10 protein-coding genes and 1 pseudogene are annotated in these 13,791 nt (G+C 49.9%); 2 read left to right on the forward strand and 9 right to left on the reverse strand.

The features are described from left to right. Positions 1-8: 8 nt before the first annotated feature. From ABV298_RS09080 to ABV298_RS09090, 3 genes are all read right to left on the reverse strand, one after another. On the reverse strand, positions 9-266 hold the full coding sequence (locus ABV298_RS09080) for a T9SS type A sorting domain-containing protein (protein WP_353721822.1): 258 nt from the start codon (positions 264-266) through the stop codon (positions 9-11). 230 nt (positions 267-496) lie between these two features. Further along, complete coding sequence (locus tag ABV298_RS09085; RefSeq protein ID WP_353721823.1) at positions 497-1,825, reverse strand: sialate O-acetylesterase; 1,329 nt, start codon at positions 1,823-1,825, stop codon at positions 497-499. Between the two features lie 71 nt (positions 1,826-1,896). Beyond that, a complete protein-coding gene (locus tag ABV298_RS09090) occupies positions 1,897-3,339 on the reverse strand; it encodes a hypothetical protein (RefSeq protein ID WP_353721824.1) in 1,443 nt (480 codons plus the stop codon). A gap of 245 nt (positions 3,340-3,584) precedes the next feature. On the opposite strand from ABV298_RS09090, the pseudogene ABV298_RS09095 reads away from it, so the two are divergent. Both ABV298_RS09095 and ABV298_RS09100 read left to right on the forward strand, forming a co-directional pair. Further along, positions 3,585-5,532: pseudogene (locus tag ABV298_RS09095) on the forward strand (KUP/HAK/KT family potassium transporter). A 98-nt stretch (positions 5,533-5,630) separates the two neighbouring features. Further along, on the forward strand, positions 5,631-7,838 hold the full coding sequence (locus ABV298_RS09100) for an alpha-galactosidase (RefSeq protein WP_353721825.1): 2,208 nt from the start codon (positions 5,631-5,633) through the stop codon (positions 7,836-7,838). 63 nt (positions 7,839-7,901) lie between these two features. Here ABV298_RS09100 and ABV298_RS09105 read toward each other — a convergent pair whose 3' ends face one another. The 6 genes from ABV298_RS09105 to ABV298_RS09130 all read right to left on the reverse strand — a co-directional run bounded on the left by ABV298_RS09105 (position 7,902) and on the right by ABV298_RS09130 (position 13,771). Next, complete coding sequence (locus ABV298_RS09105; protein ID WP_353721826.1) at positions 7,902-8,420, reverse strand: phosphoribosyltransferase family protein; 519 nt, start codon at positions 8,418-8,420, stop codon at positions 7,902-7,904. A gap of 60 nt (positions 8,421-8,480) precedes the next feature. Beyond that, positions 8,481-9,185, reverse strand: coding sequence for an amidotransferase (locus ABV298_RS09110; protein WP_353721827.1), 705 nt, complete (start codon positions 9,183-9,185; stop codon positions 8,481-8,483). A gap of 9 nt (positions 9,186-9,194) precedes the next feature. Then, on the reverse strand, positions 9,195-9,782 hold the full coding sequence (locus ABV298_RS09115) for a Uma2 family endonuclease (protein WP_353721828.1): 588 nt from the start codon (positions 9,780-9,782) through the stop codon (positions 9,195-9,197). A 47-nt stretch (positions 9,783-9,829) separates the two neighbouring features. Then, a complete protein-coding gene (locus ABV298_RS09120; protein ID WP_353721829.1) occupies positions 9,830-11,215 on the reverse strand; it encodes an aldehyde dehydrogenase family protein in 1,386 nt (461 codons plus the stop codon). Positions 11,216-11,300: 85 nt separating this feature from the next. Further along, positions 11,301-12,074: a glucose 1-dehydrogenase gene (locus ABV298_RS09125; protein ID WP_353721830.1), complete on the reverse strand. Its 774-nt coding sequence runs from the start codon at positions 12,072-12,074 to the stop codon at positions 11,301-11,303. 320 nt (positions 12,075-12,394) lie between these two features. Further along, positions 12,395-13,771, reverse strand: a complete 1,377-nt coding sequence (locus ABV298_RS09130) for a glutamine synthetase family protein (RefSeq protein WP_353721831.1) — start codon at positions 13,769-13,771, stop codon at positions 12,395-12,397. Positions 13,772-13,791: the final 20 nt, after the last annotated feature.

Consider the following 13,791-nt stretch of genomic DNA (forward strand, 5'->3'; position numbering starts at 1 on the left):
CAACATCGCTAGTTGCCTTTGACCAATTTTTTGATCGTATACAAGTCATTTACTTTTAAACGACAAAGCGTAGTCCGCACTCCGGAATCCAGCTTCCCGGAACAATATTTCCATCGCCCTTTTGCATGTGGGTTATCGACGATTGTTTTCAAGACTCTCCCAGCGACATCCACCAGTTCGAGCTTTACATGGCTTCCATCTTCCGGCACGTCGAATTCGATCAGAAATTCTTCCTGAAATGGATTTGGATAGGCAGACAGGGCCATTAATCCGTCCTCATTGCTGGCTGATCCTGGCTCTTCCGCCGCGATGCGGTTGGACGCGTAACAATGTACCCACGTCGTAGCCGAGATATGCCAGTTACCTTTACTGTCCTTAATAAAGCATTTGATACCGGAATAGCAATCTTCAGTTGTAAATGTATTGGTGTTCGCTCCTGCTATTGGACTGTTGATGCTATAACCCCAGCGGTATTCGGCGTAACCTGCCGGGGCTATCAGGTATCGTTTGTTTCCGTTAGTTGCGTAGGTAAGCTGTGGTACAAAGCCGGCAGAAATTTTGTTGCCGTTGTTGCCGATGGCGTCGTACCATTTACCAGCCAGGTTAGGGCTCCGTTGTAATTTTCCTCGAAATGCGTGCTATCCCTGCGATAGGTAATGCCTGCAATTGCTCCGCCACTTCCAACAATGTAATCCGTATCCGGCCCGCCGGTTGTTGCTCCGCCGACCACATTTCCTTGTCCCGTGCGAACCGTGTTATTCAATGGTCCATATTTACTAATGCTTGCTTTTGAAACTACCCAACAGAGAATATTAGGGCTAATAGCAGCTCCGAAATCGGTTCTGGACTTGTTAATCACAAATTGCAGTTTCGTCTGATAGTCGGCCGAGCTGCTTGCTTTGTAATTTGCCGGCACATTACTATCAGAATCGGCTTCTCCCTGGTGCCAAAGCACTGCTCTGACACCGTAAAGCGATGCATAGCAATTTAGTGTAAAGCGTAACGGTGTGTAAGGCTGCCCATAATAGTCGGCCGGATTCAATGAACCTTGTTTGTAACCCAGACAAAACTGAGTTCCTCCGGTGTATGGATTGGGCGCCGCAAGTCCCTGCGCTCCCAAGTACCATTGCGTAACTGTACTACCTGATGCGGTGTTAAAGAAAGCCACCGGCATTCCTCCATTCGCGTCAGAAATCTTCTTTCCTAGCAATGCATAACACCATACATTGTTACCGGTTGGCCCTAATCTGTTGTAATGTATTGCCACATCCGTGAGAGGGTACATTTCCCCGAAGTTATCCAACAAATTTTTTGTACAGTTATAATCCTCATTGATGCCCACAATCCATTCAGGGAATCCTGCCGTTGCCGGTAATTTCCATCCTCCCATTGGCTCAAATTGTCCGCCTATTCCTTGGGCATTAGATTGCCCGGCTATCACAAAAACATCGCCAACGCCCACCTTCGAAGACGCATAAACGGCCCCGTTCAGCATAACCTCTACCAAATACCAGCCCTTTGTCAGCGTTGTGGTGGTGTAAAACATACCATTAAATGCCATGGTCAAGTTGATCGTAGGTCCTTGTACATTTGGATTGACACTTAGTGTCTTAATCTTGTAGCTGATTGTAGTACCCGGCACTATTTCACCGTTCGCCCCGGTTCCCCAAACCAATTGCCCGGCAATTGTTACGACCGCCTGATTATTACCATCACGTTGTAGGACTGAATTGTATTTTGGATAAGACAAACTAAGATATTGTGCCTGACCAATTTGCGTAGTCAATGCGAGGATTGACAGAAGAATAAGCAATTTTTCTTTCATAAAAGGTGTGTTTGAGGCATGCGGAACCTTACTCCGAAATTTTCGGGAAAGATTCTGCCTGCGTTTTTTGTTTATTTTGAAGAAATGATCCGAACGAATTCGCCTACATTGATGAGAGGAATATGGGAGCCGTATTTCGTATTAATAGCCTTAATCACCTCATTTGCAATGACAGCCTGCCCCAATGGAGTCGGGTAAATTCCGTCTGATGAAAAGAAATTTCCTTTCATCGAAGCGTCCATTCGCATTCCGTCCTCGGTTGTGTATTTTCCCTCGTGAATCTCTTGATAAATAGTCCGAAGGTCGACGAGCGCAAGATTGTACTTCTCCGCAAATTTTCGGACGCTCGGATTGACGAGCCGGTCAGGATCCGCAAACCAGGCCTCTCCCTGATCGATGATATCCATATCGGTTACCTGTCCCTGAATGGGCTTTCCCTTTTCCGCAGTTCCAAATACCCCCTCGGTGTATTTGGTTGGTTTTAGATAGAACTCTTGGGTATGATTTGCAATAACCGCACTATTCGTTATCCAATAAACCATAGATATGGAGGGAGCCATTTTTTTCAAAACCTCTATATCATACCAATTCATAAATCCCCAATGTTTGAAATGCGGGATAGTGAACACCACACCTTTTTGCCCTTTACTCACTATGCCGTCCATGGCGTACGTAGGCACGCTCGCGTAATTGGCCAGCGAGAACCTGTCATCCAGACGCGGTGAATTAATAATCCAATTCGCAAAAGCATCATAGAAGTCCTCCATGATCACAAAATCATATTTTTGCTTTTGCTGAATCGATTTCAGAAGTGTGGTATCCTTCGTTATTTTATAGGAACTGAAACGCGACGAATACGCTTGCGGCTTACAATCGGGACAATACGGATAGCTGGCACCGATAGTCCCGCCATTAGGGAATGCAAAATTGTGAATCAAGCCCGGGAAAGGTGTCATTTTAACCGGCTCGCCAGGTTCCAGATGCGCGAGATTGTTCGTCACTTCCAGCCAGCGCGGGAAATCTCCATTCGGCTCGCCATAGAGAAAGATTCCGGTCCCGTTAGCTTCTGCCTCGCTGAAAAGTGGCGTTCTAAAATCCGCAATTCCCATTTGCCGCGCGACCAGATTCGGGTAGGCAAATTGCTGGGCCTCCCTGTTGAGTCCGCCATTGCTTACCCCGGCAGTAAGACCGCCGCCAAACGAAATCATCACGGGAACGGCCCCTTCTTTTGTAATTGTCCCAAGGTACGGCTTCTCAAGCGGTCGTAAAAACCATTTATCGGCGTCGTATTTCGACTCGTAAGTGGTCGTTCCGGTGATAAACATCGGGTCGGAAATAGTCGGGAGCTGCGACGGCAGGAGACGTTCCGGCTCATCCGGTGTAGTCGGAATTTCCGGTGAATCGTTCTGTTCGTCGATGGGATCAACGGGTGGCGAGCTCTTCGGCGCTTCCTGCGCACAGCTCACAAACAACAAAAACAGGCAGGCAACGCCCGTAAACGCGTACTTTTTCATCAACTTGTTGGTTAAAGTGAGAAATGATCGAGAAGTTCGGAACGTTGCCTTGTGAATAGAATGCAGAATCTTGTAATAGAGGTCCGCTAGTCAATCACCGTCGTCAATATATAGAAAATTATTTATTCAAGAACTTATGTAATTATTACCACAACGACAGTTATCGGACCGAAAATTTTAATGCCCGCCCGGGAACATTTTCTTTCACGGTTTCCTAACTTTCGCCGTTTTTTCAAAAAAGGTGGATGGAATCGAAACACAAAATTGACAAGGTCACCGCCGCCGGGTTGCTGGTGGCCTTCGGCATTATATACGGCGACATCGGGACGTCGCCGCTCTATGTGATGCAGGCGATTATCATGAATGAGCCCATCACCGAAGAAATCGTTTACGGGGCGATTTCCTGTATATTCTGGACCCTGACACTCCAAACGACGATCAAATATGTAATCCTGATCCTCCGGGCCGACAACCGGGGCGAAGGGGGGAATTTTTGCCCTTTACGCGCTCGTACGCAAGCACGCGAAATGGCTGACGGTGCCGGCGGTGATCGGGGGAAGCACGTTGCTGGCCGACGGGGTCATTACACCGCCCATTTCGGTATCTTCGGCGGTGGAAGGTTTGCAATTATTATATCCTAATATTCAGACAGTCCCGATTGTAATCGCCATTCTGACAGCCATTTTTATTATCCAGGCATTCGGTACGAAAGTCGTAGGGCGCACATTCGGGCCGCTGATGGTGACGTGGTTCGTCATGCTGGGTGTACTGGGACTTAACCAGATCAAAGACCACCCCGAAATCCTGAAAGCACTCAACCCTATATACGGTTACGATCTTCTTACCAAACATCCCGGTGGCTTCTGGATGCTCGGCGCGGTATTCCTTTGTACGACAGGAGCCGAGGCATTGTATTCCGATCTCGGCCACTGCGGCCGCGAAAACATCCGGGTCAGTTGGATATTCGTCAAAATATGTCTGATACTTAACTATTTCGGACAGGGCGCATGGCTCCTCACCGAAATGGGCAACCTGCTCGATGCCCGCAAGCCGTTTTACGAAATCATGCCGGAGTGGTGGCTGTTACCCGGCGTCGTGATCGCGACATTGGCCGCTATCATCGCCAGCCAGGCGGTTATTACCGGCTCGTTTACGCTGATTTCCGAAGCTATCCGCCTGAATTTCTGGCCCAAAGTGCGCCTCATTTACCCCAGCGACCAAAAGGGCCAACTTTATGTACCGAGTATCAACTGGCTCCTTTGGATGGGTTGTTGCGGCGTGGTGTTGTTTTTCCAGAAATCATCGAACATGGAAGCGGCATACGGCCTGGCCATTACGCTCACGATGATCATGACGACAATCCTGTTCTCTTATTATTTGTATATCAAACGGGTGAATCTCTGGATTGTGATCGTTTTCATGCTGCTATACCTGTTCATCGAAGGTATGTTCCTGGGTGCCAACCTTTTGAAGTTTACCCACGGAGGCTGGTTTACCATTATGGTAGGTACATTGGTAGCAGGGCTGATGGCGGTGTGGCTCAAAGCGTTCTACATTAAACTGCGCCTTACTGAATACACCAAGCTGGAAAAATACCTGCCCGCATTACATGAGCTGAGCCGCGATATCAGCATTCCCAAATACACCACCCACCTGGTGTTCATGACCAACGCGTCGCGCGCTTCGGACATTGAAACGAAGGTTATCTACTCCATCTTTCAGAAACGGCCGAAACGTGCCGATGTGTACTGGTTTATCCACGTCGATATTACGGATGACCCTTATACGATGGAATACAAGGTATTGTCCGACGAGGATAATCATGACAATGTGATCAAAATCAATTTTCGGCTCGGTTTCCGTGTCGACCAGCGGATCAACATGTTCTTCCGGAAAGTGGTGGAGGATATGGTTTTGAACAAGGAAGTGGATATCACCAGCCGCTACGAATCGCTTAGCAAACAGAACATTACAGGAGATTTCCGGTTCGTGGTGCTCGAAAGATTCCTGTCCTTCGAGAATGACCTGCCATTCTTCGAACAGCTGGTTATGAAAACCTATTTCTTTGTCAAGGATTTCACGACGCCCGAAGACAAATGGTTCGGGCTGGATAGCAGTTCGGTCAAAATCGAGAAGGTTCCGCTTATCATACGTCCGGTCGAAAACGTCAAGTTAAGAAGGGTATATTCCTGATTTTCAACATTTCAAACATTTGAAGGACCGATAAACCCAGGTAAACATTGCTGGTATCGGTCCTTTTTTTATTCAAAACATCACCTTTTGATAAACCAATGAATTTTCTCCGGCGCATTGCCCTTTTCCTGCCACTGTTTCTTCTGCACTCCTTCGGCTCAACGGCCCAGGACAAGGTTACCATTCCCATTGAAACCGCACAAAACGCCCTCGTATTGCAAACCGGTCCGGACAAGCATTTGTCGATCGTATACTTTGGCAAAAAACTGGCCCAGGCGGCCGAGTATGATCTGGTAGGTTCGCAAAACCGCCAGCGCGACGGCAATGCCGGCATTTATAACTCTGCCTACACGCCTGCGGGCTCGTGGAATGTTTCTGAGCCCGCCTTGCAAATCACCCATGCCGACGGTAATAAATCCACCGACCTGATTTATATAAACCATCAGACGACCCGCGAAAACGATAATGTGTCGGTAACAGGCATTCAGCTTAAAGACCCGGTATATGCGGTGGAGGTTACGTTATTTTACAAAACCTACTTCCGAGAAAATGTGGTAGAACAATGGAGTATGATCAAAAACGCCGGAAAAGGCGGAATCATGTTGAACAAATACGCTTCCGCTAACCTCTACTTTCCCGGAAAGGACTTCTACCTCACCCATTACAACGGTACCTGGGCGCATGAAATGAACCCGGAAGAAGAACAGCTTACAGCCGGTATCCGCGTGCTCGATTCGAAGCTGGGCACCCGTGCCAACCTATTTCAGCCGCCGAGTTTTCAGCTTTCTTTCGATAAACCAGCCACCGAAACGGAGGGCAAGGTACTGCTTGGGACCCTGGCCTGGTCGGGCAACTTTCGCATGGATTTCGAGGTGGATTCCTACCATAACCTTCGGTTAATTGCCGGAATCAACAATTATGCCTCGGAATACCCGCTGGCGGCGGGCAATGATTTCAAAACGCCTTCGTTTATCTACACTTTCTCGGAACATGGAAAAGGCGATGCAAGCCGCAACCTGCATAACTGGGCCCGCAAATACCGCATTCTCGATGGCGAAGGTTCACGCCTGACGTTGCTGAACAACTGGGAAGCCACATATTTCGATTTTAACGAGGAGAAACTCTCGGGCCTTTTCAAAGACGGCAGGAAACTGGGCGTTGACCTGTTCCTGCTGGACGACGGCTGGTTCGCCAACAAATATCCCCGCAACGACGACCGTGCAGGGCTTGGAGATTGGCAGGAGAACGTCAAAAAATTGCCGCATGGCATTGGTTATCTGGTCAAAGAGGCTAAAAGCGCGGGTATCAAATTCGGGATTTGGGTAGAACCGGAAATGGTAAACCCCAGAAGCGAACTTTACGAAAAACATCCCGATTGGGTGATCCGCCAACCTCAGCGTCCCGAGCATTATATGCGCAATCAGTTGCCGCTCGATTTGTCCAATCCCGAAGTGCAAAACTTCGTTTACGGCGTTCTGGACAAGCTTTTTACGGAGAATCCGGAGATCGCCTATATCAAATGGGATTGCAACGCCATCACTTTCAATGCGCATTCGGCTTATCTCGAAAAGACCGGGCAAAAGCAATCGCAACTGTATGTGGATTACGTGAAAGGCCTTTATAAGGTTTTGGAAAAACTGAGAGCCAAATATCCCAAAGTGCCAATGATGCTCTGCTCGGGCGGTGGCGGGCGGGTCGATTATGAGGCCTTGAAATACTTCACCGAATTCTGGCCAAGTGACAATACCGATCCGCTCGAACGTATTTTCATGCAATGGGAGTACTCCTATTTCTTCCCTGCTCTCGCACAAAGCGCGCACGTTACCGACTGGGGCAAGCAGCCGCTCAAATTCCGGACCGACGTGGCCATGATGGGCAAACTTGGTTACGACATTGTGGTGAGCCATCTCAACGAGAAAGATCTGCAATTCAGCCAGCAATCCGTCGCGACTTACAACGCGATCAAGGATGTGGTGTGGCACGGTGACCTCTACCGGCTGGTCGATCCGAAGAAAAATGATTTTGCCTCATTACTTTTTGCAACTAAAAACAAGGACCGGGCCATTTTGTTTTCGTATTTGGTAAGCAACCGCAACGGAGCCGGATCGGACATTGCCGTGCGCTTGCAGGGGCTGGATGCGGCGAAAAAATACAGGGTAAGAGAATTGAACCTCTATCCCGACACCAGGTCGCCGGTTAAGGAAGATCAGGTTTATTCCGGGGACTTTTTGATGACGGCGGGATTTAATCCGGTTGTAAATGCCGGACGGACCAGTGTTATTTTGGAGATTTCGGAAGTGAAATAGCGGTATCGTAAAGTTTTAATGCCACGAAGGCACGAATATCTTCGTGCCTTCGTGGCATTAAAACTATTTCAAATAAACCCCCTCTTCTTCCTTACGGCTCAAAACCACTTCCACATGCTCAGTAAGCGTGGTGCTCAGCGAATATCCCACATAATCGGCATGAATCGGGAACTTGTGATGGCTGCGGTCCACGATCACCGCTACTTGTACCTTCTTCATCGGTACTTTCAGGAAGGGTTCCAGGGCGAATGCAAGTGTACGCCCGGTATTTAAAACGTCGTCCGCTACAATCACGACCTGATTTTCCACATTCAGCTCCCGGTCGAACAGGATGGGGCTCTGGTAGTGAATATTCTTGTCGAACCGCAGCTCGATCAGCTGGACGTCGAGTGGCGAAATTTCGGTGAGTTCCGCCGCGAGCCGTTGGGCAAAAGCGAACCCTTCACCGGCGATTCCGGCGATGATAATGCCTTTTTCCTCGAAATTCTGTTCGTATATCTCAAAAGCGATCCGGCGTATCTTCTGGCCCGCCTGGTGGGCCGTCAGAACCTGGCGCCTGGCCACCGTGCTGTTCTCGGTCATTGCAGGTATTGGTAAGTTGAAATCTTAGTCGTGGTAAAAATAGCAAACCATATTACCACTTCATAATGCCGCAAAATTCTTTAACCAATTGGCAAAAGTCAATTCATGCAGCGGCAATTCCAGGCTTACGACTCCCATTTCGACCTTCGCCTGCCCGATACGCTCCGTCCGTATTTCCATCAGCGCTTTTTCGTAAGTCTTCGGAAATTCCGGATGCGCCTGAATGCCTATCATGTTTTCCCCTACCCGAAACATTCCGACCGGACAATCCTGCGTTTCGGCCAAAAGCGTGCTGTCCGGCGGCAGTTCCATAACCTGGTCCTGGCACATCATCAGCAGGTTAAACGACTGCCGCGAAGGCAACATCCACGCTTCCTGCCGCAAAACCTGAAAGTTATGCACGCCCACACACCAGCCAACCGCCGATTTCAGGACTTTCCCTCCCAGTGCCTCCGCCAGCATCTGATGACCGAAACAAACGCCGATATACTTTTTCCCCGAATTATGGATTTCCCTGACCAATTCCTTCAACCGGTGAATCCAAGGCTCATCATCGTACACTGAAAACCTGGACCCGGTACAAAGGTAGACGTCGCATACATCCGCTGAAGCCGGAAAATGTCCGTTACAGACATCATAAAATGTAAACTCCCAATCCGGTGCAACCTGTGAAAACAATGCCGGGAACATCTCCCGGTAATCGCCCGCGATCGGCAAAAGCTCCTCCCGCACATGATCGCATTCCAGCAATCCGACTTTTGTCATACTATTATTTTACTTTTTATCGAAAAGCTGGTCCAGTTCTATGGTAAATTCAGGCAATGTGATCGGAGTCAAAACCTGACCTGCGGTAAATGGCTTCAATCCGATAAACTTCCCTTCATGCAATACATATACGAACACTACTTCATCATTAGGCTCTACCAACCAATATTCTTTCACGCCGGACTCTTCATACACATCGAATTTATCATTCATTTCCTTTTTCGTGTTACCCGGAGAGAGTATTTCAATGATCCAGTCCGGTGCACCGATACAACCTTTTTCATCGATTTTTGCCGGATCACAGACCACGCAAACATCCGGCTGGACAACGGTAAAAATTTCCTGGTCGGCTTTGACACCAAATCTCGGAAGCCTTACGTCGAATGGCGCCATAAAAACCTGACAATCCCTGTATTTGAGCAAATGCCACAATTCTGCAAATAGCATCCCCGCAATTTTTTGGTGTCGCGTAGCAGGCGCAGGCGACATTCTAAAGATTTTACCTTTAATCAATTCAAGGCGCTCTTCGAATTGCCATTTCAAATAGTCGGCATAACTATATGTGCCGTTCAAATCCAGTGTGTCGATGCTTTTCATGTCCTCATTTAAGTGATTCCGGATTAAAGATAGACTATCAAACCAAGCTACCCTATTCTCAAATGAAAAGACTTAGGCCGCGTCAAAGCCTCGTAACCGACCACCGACAAGGTGCAACCACGCCCGGAATTCTTCACACCCGTCCACGCCAGCGCCGGATCGAGGTAATCACAGCGGTTCATGAACCAGGTACCGGTTTCTACCTGCTCACCGATTCGCAATGCCGCGTCCACATCGCTTGTCCAGATCGAGGCAGTCAGACCGTACTGGCTGTCGTTCATCAAACGAACAGCCTCGTCGTCGCCCGAAACGGGCATAATGCCTACCACCGGTGCAAATGTTTCCTCCGTCATGATATCCATTGAATGGCTTACGTTTACCAGGACCTGCGGGGCGAGGTAAGGCGTACCCGGTTTGTGGGCGGGGAACAATGCGGGATCGATCAACGCGCTGGCACCTTGCGCGATAGCGTCATCGATTTGCTTTTGGGCAAAATTGGCCGCAGAGGTTCTCACCATTGGCCCCAATGTCGTTTCTGGGTCGCGCGGGTCGCCCAGGACGTAGGTTTTCGTGAGCGCCTCGAAACCCCGCACAAACTCTTCATACACATCCCGATGCACATAAATCCGCTCGATCCCGCAGCACGACTGCCCCGAGTTGAAAAAAGAACCGTCCACAAGGTTTTCCACGGCGTCGGCCAAATTGGCATCGGCACGCACGTAGGCCGGGTCTTTCCCTCCCAGTTCGAGCCCTCCGACGATGAAGCGCTGGTTAATAGCCTTCTGAACTGCATGCCCTCCCTCTACCGAGCCCGTGAATGCGACGTAGTCGATCCGTGCATCGCCGATCACCTGCGCTACCTGGTCGTGGCTCAAATGCAGATATTGAAATACCCCTTCGGGCAATCCGGCGTATTCGAATGCGGCTGCATAGCGCTCCGCACAAAGCGGCGTTTGTTGTGCGTGCTTCAAAAGCACCGCATTACCTGCCATAATCGCCGGTATCACCGAGTTTACCGAAGTCAGGTACGGATAATTCCACGGCGCAACCACGAATACCACGCCCAGCGGGTCGCGCTTTATGAACCTTTTGAATCCCGGAATCTCGTCCACTTCCACATCCGCCAAGGCCTTTCCGGCTACGGAAATCATATAATTGGCTCGTTCCTGAAAACCACGACGGATCTCATTAGCCGTATACCGCACGGGCCGGCCCATTTGCCAGGTCAGTTCAAGACCTATTTCGTCTGCATTGTTCAGGAAATACTCCACCGCCTTCCGGCAGATCGCCTCGCGCTCGGAAAGTTTCGATTTTTTCCACTCTTTTTGCGTCGTAACGGCCTTTTCCAAAGCAGCTTCCACAGCCGCGGCAGTCGCCAACTCGCGCTCCACATACACGGAACCGTCGATCGGGCTTATTGTTGTCTGAATCATTTTTTTGAAAGGAATGAAGAAGAAAGGGAGGAAAGAGGAAGGGGAAGAAGGATACTTCCATCCTCCTTTTCCCCCCTTTCCTCCATTAAACAGGTGTTACATAAGCGGAGGTAATACCGCCGTCGACGAGGAAATCGGTACCTGTTACGAACGAAGCCTCGTCGGAAGCGAGGAACAATGCCGCGTAGGCCATTTCTCTGGCTTCACCGAAGCGGCCCATAGGAATATGCACCAGCCGGCGTTGTTTCTTCTCTTCGGTATTCAAAAACTTCATCAGCAATTCGGTACGCAGCGGACCGGGGCACAGCGCATTTACACGGATATTCTCGCGCGCATGGATAACCGCGAGCTCCCGTGTGAGCGCGAGGACGGCGCCTTTGCTGGCCGTGTAGGCCACCTGCGGTGTAGCCGCGCCCAGGATCGCCACAAACGACGCCGTATTTATAATTGATCCGCCGCCTGCGCGCTGCAATGCCGGGATACCATATTTGCACCCCAGAAAAACACCTTTCGCATTGATGTTCATCGTCAGGTCCCAGATCGCCTCTTCGGTTGTTATGGCATTATCGTCGTCGCTGTGCATAATGCCGGCATTGTTAAAAAGGATATTCAGCTTGCCGAACTTCTCCTCCGCAAACGCCACAGCCGCCTCGCTGTCAGCGGCTTCGGAAACGTCCGAATGCAGAAAGTAGGCTTCTCCGCCATTCCTGACGATTTCGTCGGCAGTCTCCTGGCCGGCCGCGTCGTTCACGTCGGTCACCACGACTTTAGCTCCTTCTCTGGCAAATAGAATGGCAGTTTCACGGCCGATTCCGCCGCTACCACCTGTAATAAGCGCGACTTTGTTTTCTAAGCGCATGGGGTCAATTGGTTAATATTATGAAATAGTAATTGAGTTAATGTTAAATCCGGTCGATTCGATTACGGTAGAACGCCTCGGTAAGGCCATTTTCTTCGTCATTCCATTTTCGGGAGGTTCAGATAGAGCCCGTCAATTGTATGCACCGTTCGTTCTACAAACAGGAAGCTGCTCCGCAGCCATCGTAATTATTGCCGCTGCCTTGAAACATCCTACTTGGCGTTTAAACTCCGAAGGAGCTGGCTGTTTATGGCAACCAGCCTAGCTATAATCGTATTTGGCCCCGGAGGGGCCTCCTGACGCCCTACCGCAAACCTGCATTAAATCTGTTCAAAATATCGCCTGCGCTCCCAATCCGTTACGGAGGCGTCGTAGGCGCGTTGCTCGGTTTTGAAAAAATGCGTGTAATGCTCCACGACTTCCTCGCCGAATGCCTCTTTTGCAAACCGGCTGTTTTCGAACAATGTAATGGATTCCGCCAATGTATAAGGCACGCGCGGCAAATGCGCGGCCGCATAAATGTCGCCGATAAAGCATTCGGGCGGTTCAATCCGGTTTCTGATGCCATCGAGACCCGAGGCCAGGGCTGCCGCAAATGCCAGGTACGGATTGCAATCGGCGCCGGGAATGCGGCATTCGATGCGCAGACTGGCACCGCTGCCCACCACCCGGAATCCGGCCGTGCGGTTATCGTAACTCCACGCAAGACGCGTCGGCGCCCAGGAACCGTCTACGAAACGTTTATAGGAATTGACCGTCGGCGCGTAGAACGGCATTACGTCGGGCACATGCCTGATCCAGCCGCCCAGGAACCAGCGGAAAATGTCGGAGCCTTTTACCGGACCGAACTGCTCGTCGCCTTCGAAGATATTCCTGCCGTTTTTCCACAAACTCATGTGAATATGGCTGCTGGACCCGGCTTGATCGGTCGCGAACTTCGCCATAAAAGTTACCGACAGCCCCATTGCGTCGGCTACTTCTTTCAGGCATTGCTTGTACACGACGTGATTATCGGCCATCGAGAGTACGTCGGCATATTTTATATTCAGCTCGTGTTGTCCCAAACCCCACTCGCCTTTTGAAGTTTCGACGGCGATGCCCGAGTTCTTTAAGTGCCTTCGGACGGCGGAAGTAAATTTTTCGTTCCGCGTGCCCTGCATGATATGGTAATCTTCAAGGTAATATCCTGCCGGACTCAGGTTCTGATAATTTTGCTGAAATGCCTGCTTATAGCTGTTTTCAAGCAGATAGTATTCCAGTTCCGAAGCGGCAAGGCATTCGAGGCCCTCGCCTGAAAGCAGCGACAATTGCTTTTTTAATACGGATCTGGGTGCGATGGATTCAGGCTGAAGGGATTTGTCGTTATGGATGTCGCAGATCACAATCGCCGTTTTTTCGAGCCAGTCGGCGATGCGCAATGTCCCGAGATCGGGCACCATGTGAAAATCGCCATAGCCGAGCTCCCAGTTCGCATAGCGGTAGCCAGGCACAGGTTCCATCGCGATGTCGGTGGTGAGCAGGTAGTTGCAACCGTGCGTACCAGATTTGGCAACCGAATCCAGAAAATAGTCTGCATCGACGCGCTTGCCCATCAGCCGGCCGTAATGGTCCGTGAACGCGACGACAATTGTTTCAATTTCTCCCCCTCCAATCTTGCCCGAAAGTTCATCCAGCGTCAGAAATCCTTTTTTACTCATCAGAAAGGGTTGGTTTAGCG

This window comes from Dyadobacter sp. 676 (assembly GCF_040448675.1).
Taxonomy (GTDB): domain Bacteria; phylum Bacteroidota; class Bacteroidia; order Cytophagales; family Spirosomataceae; genus Dyadobacter.

Coding starts and splice junctions, on each gene's coding strand:
- ABV298_RS09110 (WP_353721827.1), bottom strand. CDS start 9,185: ATGACAAAAGTCGGATTGCTGGAATGCGATCATGTGCGGGAGGAGCTT.
- ABV298_RS09130 (WP_353721831.1), bottom strand. CDS start 13,771: ATGAGTAAAAAAGGATTTCTGACGCTGGATGAACTTTCGGGCAAGATT.
- ABV298_RS09125 (WP_353721830.1), bottom strand. CDS start 12,074: ATGCGCTTAGAAAACAAAGTCGCGCTTATTACAGGTGGTAGCGGCGGA.
- ABV298_RS09115 (WP_353721828.1), bottom strand. CDS start 9,782: ATGAAAAGCATCGACACACTGGATTTGAACGGCACATATAGTTATGCC.
- ABV298_RS09120 (WP_353721829.1), bottom strand. CDS start 11,215: ATGATTCAGACAACAATAAGCCCGATCGACGGTTCCGTGTATGTGGAG.
- ABV298_RS09100 (WP_353721825.1), top strand. CDS start 5,631: ATGAATTTTCTCCGGCGCATTGCCCTTTTCCTGCCACTGTTTCTTCTG.
- ABV298_RS09080 (WP_353721822.1), bottom strand. CDS start 266: ATGGCCCTGTCTGCCTATCCAAATCCATTTCAGGAAGAATTTCTGATC.
- ABV298_RS09090 (WP_353721824.1), bottom strand. CDS start 3,339: ATGAAAAAGTACGCGTTTACGGGCGTTGCCTGCCTGTTTTTGTTGTTT.
- ABV298_RS09085 (WP_353721823.1), bottom strand. CDS start 1,825: ATGAAAGAAAAATTGCTTATTCTTCTGTCAATCCTCGCATTGACTACG.
- ABV298_RS09105 (WP_353721826.1), bottom strand. CDS start 8,420: ATGACCGAGAACAGCACGGTGGCCAGGCGCCAGGTTCTGACGGCCCAC.